This is a genomic window from Chitinivibrio alkaliphilus ACht1 (assembly GCF_000474745.1).
Classification (GTDB): domain Bacteria; phylum Fibrobacterota; class Chitinivibrionia; order Chitinivibrionales; family Chitinivibrionaceae; genus Chitinivibrio; species Chitinivibrio alkaliphilus.
Map to the genome: position 1 here is coordinate 23,493 of NZ_ASJR01000012.1, position 18,977 is coordinate 42,469.

Below are 18,977 nucleotides of genomic sequence, written 5' to 3' on the forward strand. Positions count from 1 at the left end.
ATAGGGTGAAGAATGGGCAATAAAAAAGCACGGAAAAATTCCGTGCTTTGTATCATATCACGTAATTTTTGTTTTAGAAACCGATTTGGAGGCCGGCGTTAAGAAGCAATCCGTTTGTGTCAGTCTCATAGTCATCATTATTGAAAACCACATGGTATTTTCCATCTACGTAAACACCGAGAGGAATAACGGGAGGACTAACAGAGAGGCCCAGAAGAAAGTGCATACCCATTTTGGGTTCTTTGGCGCCATCGGTAATCTCATCAAGAATGTCATCCCGTGCTGCTGAAGGATTCGATTGGACTAACTCTTGCAGATCATCTATATCTCCCACGGCATCTTCAATGAGATCGGCTGAAAGAACAGGGGTTTCAAAATGAAGGGAGGGGCCAATCCCAATCTGCGGTGAAATAATGGGAAGTCTCATATCCCGTTTTATGGTAAGGTCTAAATGAAGTTTCCCGTAGGGCGTCTCGTCGATACCAAAATAGCTTCCGTCATCAAGGACAAGTTCCTCATAAAGGTCATCCCGCGGAGAATCTCCCCCGTAGGCGAGAATTTCTTCAGGGTTAATGTAAGAAATAGAGCCGTCATAGAGCCACGTTCCAAAGTTCATGGATAGCTCCACCGCAAAGGGTACAAGGGGTGGGTCAACATATACTTTACCCCCGAAATTAATCGGACTTCGTTCAAAATTTGCAATAGAGATATAGGCTGGGTGCAGATCGGCGAAGTCACCAAGATTATCTTGAGAAATACCCAAATCAGCAAGAAAGTCCAGGTCGGTTGATTCCCCTAGAGAGTTGCCCCACGCAGTTTCCGTATCATCCAAGGCTGTAGAGAAATCAAAGCCCCAGTGTAATCCTGCGCCGACAAAGGCCATGGCGTGGCTCGAAATAAGTAGAAGGGCACAAAGAATCTTTGAAATGGTCATGGTATACTCCTTGAATTTTTGTTTCAACACTAAATATATTATACATATGATATAATAAAATAATTATTTTGTTGCGTGTTTTAAAAAATAGATTTGGATTATCATGAAGTTCACGCTCCTTTGGTCTATTCTACTCGTCTGTTTTATTTCTGCTCAGTCATTATCACCGGTTCAGCATTCTGCTGATCTTCCTGATTATCAGTCATTTTCACCGGCGGTTGGGGGACAACGGAGTAGTGACATCGAACGTATTTCTGCCGATGTTGATATCCGAGATGATTTGTATGTTCTTGGATCTGGTGATCGTCTGAAAGCGTATATCTGGGGAGCCGATGAACAAACGCTCTCCTTACGTGTGACCCACAACGGGCTGGTAATTATACCTACTGTTGGGGCAATAGAGGTAGCATCCCGTACTTTCATTGAGGCCCAAAAAGAGATTCGACGAGAATTACAGCGGGTCTATCGAACGGACCGAATTGATATTGTTCTTGATGAAGTAAAAACAATACAGGTTCCCGTCTTCGGCGAAGTCGAAAAAGAAGAGACGCATGTTGTTTCGGGGGCAACGCGACTTTCGGCATTAATTCAAGAACTGGAGCTCTCATCACGGGCGTCCAAGCGAACCGTGGAAGTGCGCAATAGTGTGCGGGGTACACAAAATAGCTATGATGTCCTTGCGGTTACACGCGGTATAGATGAGGCAGAGGATCCCTATTTGCTCAGCGGAGATCAGGTTTTTATACGTCCCGTACATCAGTATATGTCAGTTACGGGAGCGGTACAAAACCCCGGAACATATCCCTATATTTCTGGTGAAACAGTCCGAGATGCATTATACTTAAGTGGCGGTTTTACCCGTGAAGCGGATAGTAGCAGTGTTCTATTGGTGCGGTTTGTCGATGACAAAGACTCACTGATTCATACCTCCCTTGATTATGCTGTCCTTGATAGTATTGTTCTTGAACGTGATGACCGCTTGGTTGTACAAAGACGTCATCGCTATCGGGAGCACCGCTATGTAACAATCTCAGGAGAGGTGAATTCGCCGGGAAAATATCCGATTCGTGATGATCAAACCCGTCTTTCTGAGGTTATCGATCAAGCCGGAGGGCTTACGGAGAAAGCATACTTAAGTGGAAGCGGTATTGTCCGACAAAATTTTATTGATGCGGGGCGGGCAGAATATGAACGTTTGAGTAACTTGGTCTATTCAGAACTCTCTCCGGCGGAGAGAAATTATTTGCGGTATCGCAAATCAACCTCAAATTCCCGTCTCAGCATAGATTTTAACACACTCTTTCAAGAAGATGATTTAGAAGGAATATACGATGTGGTATTACGGAATAAAGACTCTATACATATCGCGCAACGAGCTCTCACGGTAAATGTGATGGGAGCAGTTGTTCGTCCTGGCTTGGTGAAATATCAAGAAGGGGCAGATCTGAGTTACTACATTGATGTTGCCGGAGGCTACACCGAAGATGCACGTCGTCGTCGTACGAAAGTTGTAAAGGGAGGCACTGAAAACTGGCTTGACCCCAGTGACGTTGATGAGATAGAAATGGGTGACGCAATCTGGGTTCCTGAACGTGAGTACGTTGATCGTGTTGAAGCGGCAAAGGATATTCTCACAATCCTCGGGGGGATTGCTACTATTGTTACCGCCTCTATTACGGTAATGAGATACCTTGATGATAACTAAGACATCGTTGAAAGGCATGCAATGAAAACCGAACTATCACTTCTCGATATTCTGATTATTCTTGGGAGAAAAAAGGTCTCCTTGCTACTGCACTTTTTATGTATTTCTCTCATTGCTATCGGTATCTCCTTTCTTTTTACTGAGTGGTATAAATCAGAGGTTACCTTTGTCCCTCGTAGTCGTCGCTCCGGAAATAACCTTATGATGGGGCTCGCAGGGAATGTGGGGGGAGAAATTCTGGGAGATATCCCTCTTAGGCCACGGCATTATTCAGAGATTCTTCGTTCACGTGAACTGAGAGAAACGGTGATACAGGAATTCAATTTGATAGAAGTGTACGAAATTTCAGAACGGCCGAACTCTCTCGATCTCGCACTCGAACGTCTCGCATCCCATGTAGAAATTCACGAGATTGAAGAGGGCGGGCTTGGTGTAACCGATGTTCTTGCCGTAAAAATTGTCGTGGAAGATCAAGACCCTCACCGTGCTGCAGATATGGCTAATTTTATGTATCAGCAGTTACAAAAACGGGTGGTCTCTTTTATTGGAGAAGATCACGAGGCTGTGCTCTCATACCTTCGCAGAGAGTTGGCGAGAAAAGAATCTGATTTAACCGCATACCGCCAGAAATTGAAAGAGTTTCAACAGGAGCATAAGGTATACCAGATTTCATCTCAGATAGAGGCATTAATTTCAGAAATTAGCGCATACCAAGCTAAGGCAGGAGGCTTGGAGGTTGAGATTCGCGCGCGAAGTAGAAACCAAAATCCTTCCCACCCATCGATCCAACAGCTTCGTCATAAACGTACGGAATATCTGCGTCGTATAGAGCGTATTCAGGATGAAAAGGCCGATGGCTTTGGGTGGCCTCTTCAAGAAAGTATTCAATTGACTCATACCCTCATTGATTTAAGCCGTGAGGTAGAAACGACAGAAAAAATAATTGGTTTAATAAAAGAGCAGATCTTGCAGGCAGAGTTGCGTAAGTCCCGTGATTTTGCCGATTTCTTTACGGTTGACCGGGCCCGTCCAGCTCAGTGGAAACATCGCCCCAGTAAAGCACTTATTGTTATCGTACTTACCTTTGTTTATATGAGTGTTACCGTATTGCTCACCGTAGGGCGTGCTGTTACACGTGAGCAAATGAGCAAGGATGCTGTGTTTCAGCAAAAAGTTCGTGATTGTAAGAAGGCTTTCTTTGGAAAAGAGTAGTTCTCGATTCGATTTCTTTCTGCGGTGTCTTGACGTATTCACGCTTCGCACGCTCCTCTTTTTCTACATTCTCATATCGGGCGCGATTTCCATGTCGCTTATTCCCAGAGAAATACGTATGACCTTTCATATGCCCGTTATGGGTGTTGCCGTCTTTTTCTATCTGATTCACCTTGTGCAAAACAGAGCAGTCGTTCCCCTTACAAAGTATCATGTATTAATGTTTGCCTATCTTACCATTATTTTTATTTCCCTGGTTGTCAACAGAGCACCCCTGTCAATGATTTTCTGGGGAATGGATTATGTCTCCGATGTACTGATTATGGGGTTTATTATCAGTTTGGTATTGAGAAAGCGTGACTTCAACCGCATATTCTCCTTACTTACGATCTATGCATTGGTAAGTGTTTTTACCGGTTTGTTTGATATCATTACGGGAATATCTCTCCCTTTGTTTCGTAATTCAGGGCTTTTTGCTGATCGTAATTTAGCTGTTCGGTTTTATACCTTTGTTTCCATGTATCAGTTTTTTACCTTAATTCGTGCATATGAAAACAATAGGGTTCGGAAAAGAACTATCCTTATTTTGCTTGTTATTTTGGCACACGTGATTCTTCTTATGTCTCGAGGCGGCTATGCTATATATGGAATGGCCATGCTTGCGGTAACTATTATATCGGGAAATAAACGCATTTTCTATATAGTGCTGTGTATATTGCCTGTATTTCTTGCGCTTGTGGCGATTATGACGCTCCAGCGGATTCAACAAGATCGTATGGATATTGTTAACTACTCTGACCTTACCCGTGTTTCTCTTATGCGGGCAGGAATTAATATGATAGAAGATAATACTCTTTTCGGTGTTGGGTATCGTCGTTTTGCAGAACTTTATTTTAAATATTATGATATTAACCTTCCTACAGCTCAAATTGTACATGTCATACATAATATCTACATTGGTATGTGGGCCGAGATCGGTATCTTTGGTCTTATGGTATATCTTATGTTGAATTTTGGCCTTATCCATCATCATTTGGCCCGAATTAGGCGTGGCTACAAAGCGAAAGATCCCCATGCTGTTTTAGGTATTTCTCTTCTTATATTTATGTTACACGGAATTATTTATCATAGCTTTGATAACGATTCATCCTATTGGATAATATTGGCACTATCAATTATATATTATGATCCTCCCTTGAAAAAACGAGTGTATCAACCACCACAGAAACAGGGGGAGCTGAGAATACACAGGGCGTAAAACGTAGTATTAACTGGTAATGTAGCTACTTCCATATTTTTAGAAGATGGCTGTAATGGTAAAAAATATTTTGGGTACCTCCTTTTTTCAACTGCTGAGTATCGTTCTCAAATTCCTCTTTGGCGTTTTTATGGCCTACACCTTTGGCGCGTCAGATGAGATGGATTCATATGTTGTTTCCATAACGATTATTACCCTCATATACACCTTGTTAACAAATATTCAGCCGAAGGCCTTAATTCCGTATATACAGGGAATAGGTACGAAGGAAAAGAAGAGTGCAGTGTCGGCCATTATATCCTTTAATATAAAAGGATTTATGATAATCTCCCTTGTGGTCTGGCTTTGTTCACCATTTTTGATACGTATATTTGCCCCGGGCCTTGCTTCCTCACCTTCCTATCTAGCATCTCAACTATTACGAATATCTTCAGTGTATCTTTTTATATCAAGTTTTGTAGCCTTGGGCAATGCCCTCATAGAAATGAATCTTCGCGCACCCTTTGCTGCGCGTATCAGGCTCTACCAGACAACCTTGCTCCTGCTACTTGTACTCCTGCTTTCACAATATATCGGGATTTTCTCACTCCCCACAGCGCACGTATTTTCTATGCTTCTCATAATCCCTTTTTATTTTCCTTTTTTAAAAGTAGGGGGTATCAATTATTCTCCCCTTTACCAACAATGAATTCCTATGTACGAGGCTATATTGCCTTTCTTGCTCCCATTTTTGTGGGACGTCTTCTCATGCGTCTAATTAAAATCAGTGATGTGTTTTTAGCGTCATTCATGGAAGAGGGGGCCGTATCGTATCTTAGTTATGCCACACGAATTACTGGTAATTTAGATCAACTGTACGTGGGGATACTTGTGGTGTATTTTCCCATAATTTCTCAACGAGCAAATGATTCAGAACAACAGAAAGGCCATGCTGATACAATCTTTGAAGGCTTTGAACTCCTCTTTCTTGCGTCATTTTCCGTGGCGCTCTTTTTGACAGTCTTTGCCCCCGATATTGTGCGCCTTCTTTTTCAGCGCGGAGCCTTTCTGCCTAAAGACACGGCGGTTGTGGCAAATATTCTTCGCTTTTACAGTCTCATGATGGTATGTGCCCCCCTGGGTAGTTATTTTGCAAACGCCTATTACAGCTCCCACCAACCCCGTCGGGCAACCTATTATTCAGTTATTGCCTCTGTCCTCAATGTTGTTCTCAATGTTATATTTTTCATCTTCTGGGGAGTATACGGTATTGCCGCGGCATCTTCCCTAGCTTTCCTTACGGGATTTTTTCTCCAATCATACAACCTACACAAGGTAAATGAAAATATTATCTTTTCCTCCATGCTGTGGGGCATTGAAAAAATTTGTTTTGTGGCATGTCTCAGCATGCTTCCGGTGTACCTTCTAAGCATTCATATTAATACTGAGACAACAGTGGGTACTCTATGGCAGCTGGGGATACTCTTTGCTCTCTATGGGATTGGTATTCTTTTACTTACTATACTCTTTCGCTTAAGAACAGGTTTGCGTCTTCGTACTTTCCTCGAGGAAACCCTGGGGAAAAGATTTAAGTGATAGTTTTGAGTAAATACGCAAAGAGAGACTTTTCTGAGTAATTATTGATGCTATCCTTCGCCTGTGATCTCCGTATGTGTTCATTCCAGAGGTGCACAGCATAGGCATCGCCAATCATGCCGGGATAATGAGCAAAGGTGTCATCGAAGATGTGGCGCCACGACGCTGCCGGTACAGGGTAATGGGCTGTATAGGGTTCTCCCCGGTCCATAAGGTCAAAATATCGCAGGGCCTTTCCAAATCCAATTGGTCCTCCCGATTCTCCCCAGCCAACATTTGCCCGATTGTTGCCCAGAATATAGCGTATGGCTTTTTTGACACGTGTGCGGGGTGAATCATAGGGTAAAAATCTATTGGGGTGTTCACAGGCATTTACCATGAAGCGCGGGAGGGCATGTTTTTTGGGGAATTTTAAATACCCTATACTTGGTACGCCGAACTCTTCGCAGCCAAATTGGATATCGGGGGTTTTCTTAAATCGCTTGAGGCCGATAAGGTCCATATCAACCCAAATTCCACCCTGTTCATAGAGGAGTTTCCAGCGAAACCAGTCGGCAAAGAGAGCGACACTACCCGTACGGGATGTAAATATGGCATCTTCGGGGAGGATGGTCTTTGCATCACAGATTGTTGTGTTTTCGGGAATGTTCTGCACCGTATCGTAGATGTAGAGCTTAAATTCGTATCCCAGGGCAAGATAGGATTTAATACAGAGCTGCTCTATTAAGGAGAGTTTCCTTCCGATCCACAGAGATTGTATGGCCGTTGTCATGCTGGTATTCCTTTATAAGATAGATATGATTTCATGGAATATGCGGTCACAATTATTGGTATCACGGTATTGAAAGAAGGAGTCAACCCGTTGTAAATAGGTGTCCTCCATGGCACATCCATGGTTGATCTGTTTCTCAATTTCCCGTATCAACTCCTCTTCCAGGGAAATGATCTTTCCAAATCCGTCAGTGTGATGGTCAAAATAGCTGGGGGCATAGTGTACAGGGTCGAACATATAATAGATCATCGGTTTTTTCATATAAGCAAAGTCAAAAAACACACTGGAAAAATCGGTGATAAGCAGTTGTGATTCCCGTAATAGTGTTGGAACATCACTCTCATGTGCGTTTTCTATGTGAATGTGTGGTGAAGCAGTGTGGAAATTTGAGAGATAGCGCTGCATTTTATAGTGAGGATAGAAGATAAAATCGAAGTGATGGGTTTCAAGAAGTGTATGGAGGTCACTGTTTTGGAGAAAACTCTGTATGCGTTTGAAATAGTTTGTGGTGCAAAACTCTTTTTGAGAAATCCATTTGTTGTGGAAAAAGGTTGGTGAGACAAAGGTATTTCGCCAGCTGGGCATAAAGACAATCTGTTTTTTTGTTGTAACCCCGTGGAGATTGTCGTAGCGGGCAAAGCCCGTAAGGACGATTTCCCCCTGTGTATATCCATATTCAGGTTGGTTTAAGGCATCAAACTCTTGTTTTGCCGCAGTGGTAATAAGATCGTTATGGGTTTTTTTCTTTGAAAAGGAGGAGCTCATGTCGTGATGGGTAATCCCGTGTTGCAGGAAGATGGCCTTCTTCTGATCTTTACGATCAAAGAGGAGTTTATACAATTTGTAGCTCCAGGGCTGGATATGCCACATATGGGCCGAAATAATTGCCGTGGAGAGTATGAAGGCGAGTTTGTGTTCCGGGGACATAAATTCGATGGGATCTCCAAGGGCGGCTACTTTTTCATAGTGAAGGGTGTTTTTCTTTGATATGACAAAAAAAACAGGAATATCAGGGTGCTCTCTTCTCATATGCTGAAAGAAGGCAAAGCCATTATCATTTGCCGCGGTGCCGTTGTCAGAAATAAGCCAAGCCTTGCGAAAACGCTTTCTCTTTGGGTGGATATGCGCAATAAGTATATAGAGCGTCATTTCCGTGAGCTCATATATCCATACGGGAAGTCGATAGAGTATCTTTTTCGAGGTGCGGATAAAAATAAAAGCCTCTCTTTTTACTTATTTCACAGTTCTATATACACGTTCGCAGCAGTGTCTATCTACGTGGGCAAAAAAATCGGGGGTTTTTCGAAGACATCCTGACTGTACTGCATCGTCAATTCTCTCCATAAGCTCTTCAGGGCTTGTGGCAACACTTTCTTCGACATAGGGGGGGCGTATGTACCAGAAATCTTGGTCTGGTTTATAAAAAATAACCCGGTTGCCTTTGTAGATAAAATCCCAGGAAACGCTGGAGTTGTCTGTAATAAGCAGGGATGACCGTTGAATGTACTGGGCGAGGTTATCCGTTATGACAGACCCCCCCCGGGGTATATGAATACGCTCTTTCATCATGTTGTGGATGGCCACATGGATTGTATACCCGTACTGTTTCAGGTGTTCTTGGGAAAGAGTTGAGAGAATGTCATTAATCTTTTTCTCATACTCTTTTTTCGGACTGTGGGTGAGAAATACGAGGATCTCCGTATTGATACTTTGCTCCAAATTATCCCATCGGGGAAGACCGGTAAACTGCATCTTTTCACGGGGGATGCCCATCTGTTCAACCACGGTAGCCTCTTTCTCTGCGCTGACGCAAAAGATATCGATGGTTCCGTTGAGGGAGCGTACATAGTTCTGAATTGTGAATGATAATCCTTCTCCTCGGGTAATTCCGATAACACCGTGCTGAATGAAGACTTTTGTAGGGGTTGTGCAGGCATTTACCACGGGGGGAACTTTATGCAAGCAGGGAAGTATATCGGAAAAACTATGGGAAAAAAAGACGCCGCGCGATTGAAAAAAAGGATAAAGCTTTTCCAGCTGCCTCGTTTTACATGATCTGGCTGTCCGCTGTTTCTGTTTTCAATGAAGTAGACCGCTTTATCCTCAGCCTTTAGGTAGGTGTAGAGAGCAATGGCATTATCACTGCGAACCTCTCCGTAGGTAGAGCCTACAAGATAGAGCTCTCTTTTCGGTGTGCTTAGGGTATATATCCGCGCCAGGCAATACTTCACCATGCTGGTAATAAGTACAAGCATATCCCTCAGCAGTTTCACTTTTCTTCTCAACTCAATGCCTCCACGTATAATTCACAGCACCATGCTGCGGATTTGTACCGTGTACGTAAATCAGTGAAATATACTTTATGGCATAGATCCATAGATATTCTCAAAGTGCTCCCAAGCCCCCGCCGTTTGTCTCTTTTTCATGATACATATTCAGGTATGCACGGGAGCTCAGAAGGTGAATACTCCTTGGAGTGTAAGAAAAACACCGTCATCTGAATGATAACCCACGGTGGAATGCATCTCATAGAACTGGTACGGTAAGAGGTTCCAGGTGAGGGAGTAGGTTTGTTCGCTTTCCGGATTTTTAAGAAAGGTCTTTGTGTCGGAATCGGCGGAGAGGTCTGGCCGTACATGGTCTGCCATATACTCAGTGATGTAGATATGGTTGATATGCCCGCCACGATAGGTTTGGTCCGTACGGGTATTGGTAAAATTGAGAAAGAAACGATGTTTTTCAGAAAGCCCTGTTTCCACCGCAAGGTGTAGTTGGTCACTATTGGGGCCGGCTTCTGCACCAATACTTTTGCCAAAATGGGTATGGCGATGACTTGCCCCCTTAAAGTGAGTATAGACCCATGGTTCAACCCGTGCGTACTCAAAGAAGAACAGGAGATCACGGGGAAAGAGATCTGTGTAGTAAGTGCCGCCCACGGTGAAGGCCCATTTATTGCGCCAGTCATCGCTGAAAAGGGTGAAGGGGTTGCTGAGGTCATCCAGGAGAAACTCTCCATAGAGGGTGAGGGGGCCGGGAAAGCGAACGAGGGCATCCATGGAGATGGTGACCTTGTCCCGGTCTCCGTTAAGGTGTTCAGCAAAAACAAAGGGGACGAAGGGAACCATATAAATTCCTTCAAAAGAGCGATCGTACGGATAAGCCCGTGGATTTATATGGTGTTGCTGTGGTCCCTCCGGTGTCTCGTGCGCCTCAAAAAACTCACTGGTTTCTTTGCCATAATCGGGGAGGGAGCCATAGACAATGGCTTCATTAAATCCAAGGACAATGCGGTCATCCCGCAGGGTAAAATCAAACCGGTGATAATGGATGAATTTATCATATCGGCGCAGGCTGTTCAGCTTTCCCGCCATATGAACGTAGCGTAGATTTTTGAAACGCATGTCAGCCTGCATATAGAGCATGGGAGCTGAGGCAGTATTAAGAATGAGGGGGGTAAATTGGGCTGGACCACTGCTTAGATAATCAACACCGAATTCCCAACTCAGCCATGGGTGGGTGTGAAAGGAAATACCTGCACGAAATACATCGGAGGTGCGAATGTTGCTACTTCCTTCTGGGTTGAAAAGATTATAGGGTATTCCCCTGTAGGGATAGTAATGGCCATGACCCCAAGTGGTGTCTGTATCAAATTCTGTGAGGATACTAATATCAGAATAGTAGGAAAAGCCTTGGATATTGCCATGGAGCTGCGGATTTATCGTACCTCGCCCGAGGAGACGAGGAGAATCAGGTTGAGTAATATGGGCTGTGCCGTGGTTGAGAAAATTCAGGTGTAGGGCAGAACCTGCGGTATCTGATGTTGTATGGATGGTGCGTTTCCTCAAAATTCGGTCCCGGAGATTTGAAATAAGGTGCGTATCCTGTGGCGAATCTGATTGTTCAAGGACAGCATCTAAAAACGTAATGAGGGACTGTTTTCCCATGGGGCGGCTGAAAAAATCACGGGGAAGCGGAGTGTCATACCTGTTTGAAAAATGTATCAGGCGCAGAGCTGTTTCTTCGCTGAGATGTATTTGGTAGTCACTCTCTTTTCCCGAAAGAGGAGCGAGAGCAACAAGAGCCATGATGAACAGAAATACAACCTTCACTGCATCCTCCCCTAAATACTGGTATAGATAGCTTTAGCCGCTGCCCGAGGGTCATTGGCTTGGGTGATAGCCCGGCCGATAACCAGCATGGTCGCCCCTGCTGCAATTGCTCCTGCTGGTGTGGCGACCCGTTTCTGGTCTCCCGCGGCAACCCCGGCGGGGCGTATGCCCGGTGTAACTACTTCAAACCCTTCTTGAAGATGGGGCCGTACTGCCCCAAGATCGGCGGCGGAACATACCATCCCTGCAAGACCAGCTTTCTGCCCGAGGCGGGCAAGATGGACCACCTGCTCGCTGAGGCTGAGACGGATATTGAGTTCTGAGGAAAGGGTTTCTTCGTCAATACTGGTTAGGACGGTAACCCCGAGAAGGCGTGGAGCCGTGGGCTGGGACTGGGCTGCTTCAACGGCGGCGTGCATCATGGCCACTCCGCCCGATGTATGGAGTGTAAGGTAGTCAACGCCCAGCTGCGAGGCAGAAATTACGGCTTTTGCCACAGTGTTGGGTATATCGTGGAGTTTCATGTCGAGGAAAATCTGTGCCCCCGCTTCTTTTACCGGGCGAAGAATGGCCGGACCGAAGCGTATGAACTGCTCAAACCCAATTTTGTAGATCCCAACGTAGGGATGAGTTTGAGCAATTAGGGAATCTACAGCCTCGGGGGTTGAGATGTTATCAAGGGCTAGGGCGATTTTCTGTTTCTTCTCCATGGGGGGCCTCATGGGTAAAATGATAGATGTACACGGGACTTCTAAAAATATCCTGTGCGTAGATTTTTTTAAAGTGTTTTTTGTGGTATACGCCAAAGGTGTGACAAATGAGGGTAAACGAGATATCTCTGTCGGGGGATATCCACGCCTCAAGGCGTCGCATTACCGAGGGGGTGAGATAGGCAAAAAGACAATCTCCTTCTTCTATGGAGTGCTGAAAAAAAGAGCCGAACCGTAGATGTACGCCCCGATATAAGAGAGTGCGAAGACGGGAAATACCGTAGGGAAGCAGGGAGTGTTCGTATCCCCATACCTCCATGGATGGCCTGTGTCGCTGCACAGCGTGAACCATGCCTCCCCAGCCGCTGCCGAGATCGACAAATCGGGTTGAGTGAGAGGGTATGGCCTGAAGAATTTCTCTTCGCACTGAGCACGATGTGGGAAGGGGCGGGCTGTCACCACGTATGGTGGTGATGATCAAGGAGAAGGCTCCAAAAAGCGTGGCGAAGAGCAGCAGATATGCGGCAAGGCTCCCCATCTTACTTCTGCACCGCCTGGGCAATATCTTCTGTACAGGCGGGCACGGCAATACGCATGGCCATGCGGGTTAGCCAGCGGGGAATACGTGTATCAGGTACGGCGTAGAGAACAAGACCAAGGCGGGTGTGGTCTGTGCCGCGGGAGTCGATGATCCAACGAAGCTGAAACTCCTTGTTTTCAACGGTGACAAGCCCTTCTTCCTCCTCGCGCCAGAGATCATTGAGATGCTCGTCCCGATTTTGCCGAAAGGTAATGGCTACATACTCTGTCTCATGGCGATCCACCTTTTCAATGATAGACCAATACCGGAAGAAGAGTTTTCCCAGTTCAAAAAAGTAGAGAGGTGGTTCCTCTTCAAGGGCAATGCAGCGTTTCAGCCAGGAGAAGAGTGTGTCATAGGTGTGGTAGGCTTCTACATGGGCAAGGACGGTGTCACGGGGGGCGGCGATGGTGCGAAAGGAGTAGGAAAAAAATGTTTCCGGTCTCGTTTCTACAACCCGTCCTGCCCGGGTGTCATCCGTGGCATGCAGAGCTTCCTCTATTTCATCGGAGAAGGGAGTAAAAAGGTCTCCTCCGAAGAGCCACAGGGGAAGAACAATTAGGAGAAAAATTCCTTTATTCATCATCGTTTCGGCGATAGATATTTCCAGTTTCTTGAAGGACTAAATCGTCTTGTATGGCCAAATAGAGAGGGAGGGAAAAGAGGGTCTTTTGTCGAAATGACTGGATTCGTTCATCTTCCGTACGCCGGCCTTGAAACCAGTAGTCCGCCAGAAAAACATCTGCCCTGTCACGGGACAGAAAACTGCGGTCAACGCGCCCCACCTGTATCATGTGGGTCCCATCCATGCGTTCTCTGGATCGATTCTCCTGGGGAATCAGCCGTGTCTGTATTCCCCGCTGCTGGAGCTGGAAGGAAAGGGCGACGGCCGTGGCGTAGGTGAGGGGGTCAAAGGAGCTGTAGAGCAGTTCCACTGGAGCTTGGGGGGGAATACCGTGAGGTGAGGCGAGGATGTATGGCAGAGGTGTTTCACGGGGGAGTATGCGGTCGAGATTTTCTCCTCGCTGTGACAATTGATCTAAGAGAGGTTCTGAGCGAACTACTCCCCAGAGAAATTCCCGTTCTTCCTGTGAAAGGCCGTCCCCAAAGGAGAGAAAGAGTATGGCCTCGTCTATCTGCTCCACCTGTTGTGGGCCAATCCGGCGTTTCATGGCATCAATATTGTCATCTTGATACAGAAGGGTTGCATCAACTCGGTTGAGCGAGAGGGCAATAAGGGGGTCGTACTGCTCCTGATATTCAAGGCGAATTTCTGCCGCGTAGGGAGGCTGTGTCGTATCAGCGATGGTATACACAATGTTTTTTCCTTCCAGACTACTTCTGTAGCGGTTTTGCAGTCCGGGAAGATAGGTTATGAGAGCGGGGGCAAAGCCGTGTCGTTTTGGCTCGGTAAGTTGGAGTGTTATGCTGTCATGTGCACCGGGGCGCAGGCCCGTAATTCGTCCTTGTGTGGAAATATCTTCTATTCCCGTAAGCATGCCAAGAAGGGCCTGAGCGAGGGGGGGGTCTTTTTGAAAGAGCCTGTTCCAGAGGCTTACCAACTCAATGGTATTGCTCTCTGTGAGAAGATGATGAGAAAAGGAGAGGTGCACCTCCCGGCCATTTTGTGTTATATTGATGTCATCCGAAGCGGGAGCACTAAGACTTTGGAAAAGGGAGAGGGGGGAAAAAAAGGGGTGGCAATGCGGATATGTGCTGTGGTATCAAAGCGGTGCGTCGTGTCTTCCCTGTCCCTGACAGAATCTTTTTCGGGAAGAAGCTCAAGAAACTCCGCTTCATCGAGAATGGTAAGGGTGTCGTAGTCTGCTCGGGAGATAAAGAGAGTATCCTGCCCCATTTTCCATTGTTCCCACATGGCGGGAGATATGGCCTCCTCCATGCGAGAAAGAAAGGCGTGCATGGTACTTTGAGAGTCAAAAAAGAGCCGAAGATTGGGATAGGTATGCTCATCTTCAGGAGGTAGCTCTGCATAGGTGGGTTCCACCTCTGGATCGGTACGAGTCAGTTCTACCGTATCCTTGGTACAGGAGATACTTACCAGAAGGAGGAACATAGAGAATAGTACGGGTTTCACAGAGATCTCCCTGAAAAAAAAGAGCAGTGATGGTAAAATATTTCATCGGGGGGAGAAGAGAAAAGAAATCCGTAATTATTATGCAGATGAGCGGCCTCGGGGCAGTGTGGGAAAAATGTGACAGTGTTGCACGCCATGGCATGGGGGTATAGGTGGTTTTTTTTCTCAAGTATATAAAATTTGGGCAACGTAATATGTATGCAGTATATTACTACATGGGTATAACAAGTTTTTATGTGAGGAGAATCTATGGTACTGTTTTTTTCTTTGGTTTTGATGGTTTCTATGACAACATGGGCTGTGCCGGTTCATGACTCCTATGGTGGTGCGGTGGGCTATTCCATGGACAGCGAAGGGGGGCGTTCTAATGGGGGGGGGTCTCCTGCAACGGAGGAAGATTCTCTCATACATACTTTTCTGGCTGACGGCAGAGAATACACCCTCAAACTAGAACGATATTCCATACGGGGAGAACAGTTTGAGGTCATTGTGGAAGAGGAGTCGGGAGAGCGTACCTCCTACACCCCGGGGCCGTCCCGCACGTATTTCGGCACCGTAGCAGGTGATCCATACGGATCTGCTGCGGCCATTGTAATGGCCGATGGTTCGGTTCATGCACGGGTGTATCTCAAGGGTGGAGCCACCCTCTTTGTGGTGGATGATTCGGTGGTGCAGCGCCGTGGCTGGGAAGCTGCAGAGTTTACCTTTCCCGCCACCAATATGGCCCAGTATCGTGATAAATCTTCCACGGATGAGGTGTACTCCTTTATACTTGCCGTGGATGCTTCTTATGACTATTATCAAGACTTCTCCACTTCACAGGAGGTTGTGGACTATATTGAGTTTAGCCTTGCGGCGGTACACACTCTCTATGTGAGAGATGCCATGCTTGCTCCGCGTCTTGGGCAAATCTTGCTGCGGACTTCGCAGGATCACTGTCCCTATGAAGGGCTTGATCAAGGAGACGTCTTAAGTACCCTGCGAGATATTTGGGGAGATGCCGCGAGTGCCCCTTCCTTTACCAATGTTGCCTACGTTTCATCCCGCTGGGCAGGTATGGCGTATATGCCGGGTATAGCCTCCATTAATTCCGGGGGAAACGACGGCTATTTTGATGTGATTTTTCGTCATGAACTGGGGCATAACTGGGGCGCGGCTGATTGGCATGCCGGTAGCAGTGACGGGGGCGTGCCCGAAGGGGCAACAATTATGAGCGGTAACTCCTTTGGACGTATCAGTGGCCCCACGGTACACACCTTCTTATCACATCGGGATACCTATTTTTCAGATCGCCACGTTCATCCGGTGGGCCTAGAGGAACGCATTTCCTATCCCCCCTATGCCATGCTTGGCCTGTACGAAATAATGGAGGGTACAACTGTCTTTGAGCTTGACCCGACGGAAAATGATCATGATGCGAATGGAGACTCCTTGTTCCTTGTTTCTTTCGATTCAACAACGGCCAAGGGCTTGTCTATCACTTCTTCTGACGCAGGGCTTCCCCAAATTAACCTGGGGGACACCCCTTGGGGGACGGAGGATTTCTTTTTCTACGAAATAGAAAATAGTCGCGGGCTTCGTGATCGAGGAGTTGTCTACTTTCGTGTTGCTCCTCCCTACAAACGCATCCCTCGGGAGCGACTCTCCATAGAATCGGTGAGTAGCTATCAGCCCGGCAGTGGCGATGCTTCCCACGTACTGGACGGTGATCTTAGTACAATCTGGCACTCACAGTGGGGCGATAATCCGCCACCCCATGATATTGTTCTCGCCGTAGATTCTCTGTATACTGTGGGAGGCCTTGAGTATACCCCGCGTCAAGAGGGAGTTAACGGGCGTATTCTTTCCTATGAGGTGTATGCAAGTGTCGATGGAGAAACGTGGGGAGACCCCCTTGTTGTGGGAGAGTGGGGGAATACCGCTGGGGTGAAAAATGCATATTTCCCAACCCTTGAAGAGGCTCGATACATTCGTCTGCGTTCCCTGGAGGGCACGAACAATAATTCCTCGGCCGCGGATATCGGTATTTGGTACATGCCCGATGACACGGACGATCCCGTATCATTACAGAAATATGAACAGTCCCGGGACAGGGTGCAGATTGCGGTTGGACAAGACAGGCTCTTCCTCTCCCGTCCTTTTTCTGAAACGGTGCAGGGCACTGTCCGTACCCCATCGGGACGAACAGTCTATTCTTTTACTGTATCAGCAGGAGCGTCCCAGATCGACCTTCCTTCAGGAATGCTTTCACGCGGGGTGTATCTTATTTCTCTTGATACACCTCAGGGACACACGATCTCCCGACTCATAACTCCCTAAGGACGTGGGTACTGGTGCATATTTCGTCTTGGCCTCGTTGTAAACGAGGCCTTAATTTTTTCTTCAGCTCCCGCCTTGTGTGTACACGAGGCACACCAGCCCCTTTGATGCATCTAACTTATGTCTGTGGTGAAAAAAATGCACTTACCAAGAGCCTCGGAAACAAGACGGGATATCCTAAAAAAACACGGTATCGACGGTTCTTGTATGTCCTATGCCATTTTCTTTTGTTGGTGCATTAGAACTTTTAGCTTCTTCGATGATTGCTGATCATTTTTTTCCGAATCGCTCACAATCAAGAAAATGTTTGTGAACTCCATTATACGATATCGATAGAAGAAACTATTTCAGGAAAAAAAGATCATCGGTCATTATCACCCTGAGAAAATAACAAGCCAATATAAAAACAATAAGGTTTGGAACGAACCACGAAATACTTATGAATAACCTTCAATGTATCCACCGTTTAAGAATGTTCGTGTACCCCCTCATACAAACATCTTCTGAAGCAGGCAGCGCTTCTACTCTTTGCGCTCATCCAGCTCTTTTTCCAGGTCGGTGTCGTTGATTGAGACCCTCCCGCAAATGGTGGACATATAGTTAAAAATGGGGATGTAACTCTCCAGTGTCAGCCAGCAAAGACAATACGATGTTTTTCAACAAGCCGTATATAAAACAAGAGCATCTTGAAACGGTACTATCGATTGTTTCATTGGAACCCTCTAAATGCGCAGTGAGCCGTAAACCAGGTTTGTGCAGTGATTATTCAATCCGTTCTGTTATGTATAGAGTCGGTTTTGTTATGAATTGATCAATGGTAGGATATTCACGCAAGGGTTTTGGGATACATCAATACCGAGAATGGATGGCATTTTTGTAATGGTTTTGGGTAGTTGTGTTAGTTCATTATTCGATAGATAGAGATAGGTTAAGCGCTTCATTGTATACACGTCAGGTGGTAGCAACTGCAACCTATTGGAATAGATTGAGAGGATTTCTAATTCTGGCAGGCCTATCAGTTCTGGGGGAAAGGAGGTATAGGAATTGTTTGAAATATTTAACCGTCTTAGTGCTTTGAGGTTTCTAAACTCTTCCGGCAATTCATATAATTGATTTCCAAAAAGAGAAAGTTCTTGAAGATTGACAAGCCCCGCAATTTCAGGTGGTAGTTCTGTGATATTCAGAGAGTTTAGATTAAGAGTAGTAAGATTCTTGAGAGACCAGATATTTGACGGGAGCACGAGGTTATCATTCTCTGCCAAAGAGAGAACTTCCAACTTCTGCAGAGCGCCAATTTCTTGGGATATTTCCGTGATTTTTCCATAAGAGAGTCGTAGTATCACAAGATTACGGAGATTCTCGATTCCCGACGGTATTGATCCTATGGTATTGGTATGAAGTGTGAGGGTTTCAAGGTTTTGTAGGGAGAGAATCTCCCCGGGAAAGGAGGTGAAAGAATTATTATCTAAATACAATTCGGTAAGCGTGGTAAGTGAACTCATTTCAGAGGGAAGTTTGCCTAATCTGTTCGATGAGATGTCTAATTTTCTCAGATGCGAGAGATTTGATATAGTATGAGGAAGGGCGGATATTCTGTTTGATGCAAGGGATAGGTTCGTCAATGCCCTAAGGTCTCCGATTTCTTCGGGTAACTCCGTAAGTATATTGCGATTGTGAGGTGAAGAGATACTTCCTGCTCCCCGCATTG

The 18,977-nt window shown here is 45.9% G+C and carries 19 protein-coding genes; 7 read left to right on the forward strand and 12 right to left on the reverse strand.

Annotated features, from left to right (window positions below; genetic code table 11):
• Positions 1-73: 73 nt before the first annotated feature.
• Complete coding sequence (locus CALK_RS07145; RefSeq protein ID WP_022637003.1) at positions 74-934, reverse strand: ligand-gated ion channel; 861 nt, start codon at positions 932-934, stop codon at positions 74-76.
• Positions 935-1,037: 103 nt separating this feature from the next.
• Between CALK_RS07145 and CALK_RS07150 the strand changes: the two genes are divergently transcribed.
• Genes CALK_RS07150 through CALK_RS07170 form a run of 5 tightly spaced genes read left to right on the forward strand, consistent with a single transcriptional unit; the run spans position 1,038 to position 6,684 of the window.
• Positions 1,038-2,639 (forward strand): SLBB domain-containing protein, encoded by a 1,602-nt coding sequence (locus CALK_RS07150; RefSeq protein ID WP_022637004.1) that lies wholly within the window; start codon positions 1,038-1,040, stop codon positions 2,637-2,639.
• A 21-nt stretch (positions 2,640-2,660) separates the two neighbouring features.
• Positions 2,661-3,851 (forward strand): Wzz/FepE/Etk N-terminal domain-containing protein, encoded by a 1,191-nt coding sequence (locus CALK_RS07155; RefSeq protein ID WP_022637005.1) that lies wholly within the window; start codon positions 2,661-2,663, stop codon positions 3,849-3,851.
• A complete protein-coding gene (locus CALK_RS07160; RefSeq protein ID WP_022637006.1) occupies positions 3,838-5,109 on the forward strand; it encodes an O-antigen ligase family protein in 1,272 nt (423 codons plus the stop codon). The genes CALK_RS07155 and CALK_RS07160 overlap by 14 nt, the downstream gene beginning before the upstream one ends.
• A gap of 55 nt (positions 5,110-5,164) precedes the next feature.
• Positions 5,165-5,797: a lipid II flippase MurJ gene (locus tag CALK_RS07165; protein WP_022637007.1), complete on the forward strand. Its 633-nt coding sequence runs from the start codon at positions 5,165-5,167 to the stop codon at positions 5,795-5,797.
• The gene (locus CALK_RS07170; protein WP_022637008.1) at positions 5,794-6,684 is read left to right on the forward strand and encodes a lipid II flippase MurJ; all 891 of its coding nucleotides are present in this window, start codon (positions 5,794-5,796) and stop codon (positions 6,682-6,684) included. Before CALK_RS07165 ends, CALK_RS07170 begins: the two co-directional genes overlap by 4 nt.
• Here the strand turns inward: CALK_RS07170 and CALK_RS12210 are convergent.
• The 10 genes from CALK_RS12210 to CALK_RS07220 all read right to left on the reverse strand — a co-directional run bounded on the left by CALK_RS12210 (position 6,677) and on the right by CALK_RS07220 (position 14,950).
• Entirely contained in the window at positions 6,677-7,456 is a 780-nt protein-coding gene (locus tag CALK_RS12210) for a glycosyltransferase (RefSeq protein ID WP_022637009.1), read from the reverse strand. The two genes, CALK_RS07170 and CALK_RS12210, sit on opposite strands and share 8 nt — an antisense overlap.
• 12 nt (positions 7,457-7,468) lie before the next feature.
• Positions 7,469-8,605, reverse strand: coding sequence for a CDP-glycerol glycerophosphotransferase family protein (locus CALK_RS07180; RefSeq protein WP_022637010.1), 1,137 nt, complete (start codon positions 8,603-8,605; stop codon positions 7,469-7,471).
• An 84-nt stretch (positions 8,606-8,689) separates the two neighbouring features.
• Entirely contained in the window at positions 8,690-9,400 is a 711-nt protein-coding gene (locus tag CALK_RS07185) for a CDP-glycerol--poly(glycerophosphate) glycerophosphotransferase (protein ID WP_022637011.1), read from the reverse strand.
• Positions 9,394-9,741 carry a hypothetical protein gene (locus tag CALK_RS07190; protein ID WP_155851826.1) on the reverse strand — a complete coding sequence of 116 codons (348 nt, stop codon included), beginning with the start codon at positions 9,739-9,741 and terminating at the stop codon, positions 9,394-9,396. The genes CALK_RS07185 and CALK_RS07190 overlap by 7 nt, the downstream gene beginning before the upstream one ends.
• 168 nt (positions 9,742-9,909) lie before the next feature.
• A complete protein-coding gene (locus CALK_RS07195) occupies positions 9,910-11,565 on the reverse strand; it encodes a hypothetical protein (protein ID WP_022637013.1) in 1,656 nt (551 codons plus the stop codon).
• An 11-nt stretch (positions 11,566-11,576) separates the two neighbouring features.
• Complete coding sequence (gene pyrF / locus CALK_RS07200; protein WP_022637014.1) at positions 11,577-12,275, reverse strand: orotidine-5'-phosphate decarboxylase; 699 nt, start codon at positions 12,273-12,275, stop codon at positions 11,577-11,579.
• Positions 12,241-12,813 (reverse strand): class I SAM-dependent methyltransferase, encoded by a 573-nt coding sequence (locus CALK_RS12215; RefSeq protein ID WP_022637015.1) that lies wholly within the window; start codon positions 12,811-12,813, stop codon positions 12,241-12,243. Before CALK_RS12215 ends, pyrF begins: the two co-directional genes overlap by 35 nt.
• A gap of 1 nt (position 12,814) precedes the next feature.
• A complete protein-coding gene (locus CALK_RS07210; protein ID WP_034637235.1) occupies positions 12,815-13,438 on the reverse strand; it encodes an SRPBCC family protein in 624 nt (207 codons plus the stop codon).
• Positions 13,431-14,468 carry a hypothetical protein gene (locus tag CALK_RS07215; protein WP_022637017.1) on the reverse strand — a complete coding sequence of 346 codons (1,038 nt, stop codon included), beginning with the start codon at positions 14,466-14,468 and terminating at the stop codon, positions 13,431-13,433. The genes CALK_RS07210 and CALK_RS07215 overlap by 8 nt, the downstream gene beginning before the upstream one ends.
• Before the next feature lie 17 nt (positions 14,469-14,485).
• Positions 14,486-14,950, reverse strand: coding sequence for a hypothetical protein (locus CALK_RS07220; RefSeq protein ID WP_022637018.1), 465 nt, complete (start codon positions 14,948-14,950; stop codon positions 14,486-14,488).
• A gap of 29 nt (positions 14,951-14,979) precedes the next feature.
• Here CALK_RS07220 and CALK_RS13365 point away from each other — a divergent pair, with 29 nt between their 5' ends.
• Together CALK_RS13365 and CALK_RS07225 are read left to right on the forward strand one after the other, a co-directional pair.
• Positions 14,980-15,102 (forward strand): hypothetical protein, encoded by a 123-nt coding sequence (locus CALK_RS13365; protein WP_022637019.1) that lies wholly within the window; start codon positions 14,980-14,982, stop codon positions 15,100-15,102.
• A gap of 97 nt (positions 15,103-15,199) precedes the next feature.
• Positions 15,200-17,269: a discoidin domain-containing protein gene (locus CALK_RS07225; protein ID WP_022637020.1), complete on the forward strand. Its 2,070-nt coding sequence runs from the start codon at positions 15,200-15,202 to the stop codon at positions 17,267-17,269.
• A gap of 800 nt (positions 17,270-18,069) precedes the next feature.
• Here the strand turns inward: CALK_RS07225 and CALK_RS07230 are convergent.
• Positions 18,070-18,975, reverse strand: coding sequence for a leucine-rich repeat domain-containing protein (locus CALK_RS07230; protein WP_022637021.1), 906 nt, complete (start codon positions 18,973-18,975; stop codon positions 18,070-18,072).
• Positions 18,976-18,977: the final 2 nt, after the last annotated feature.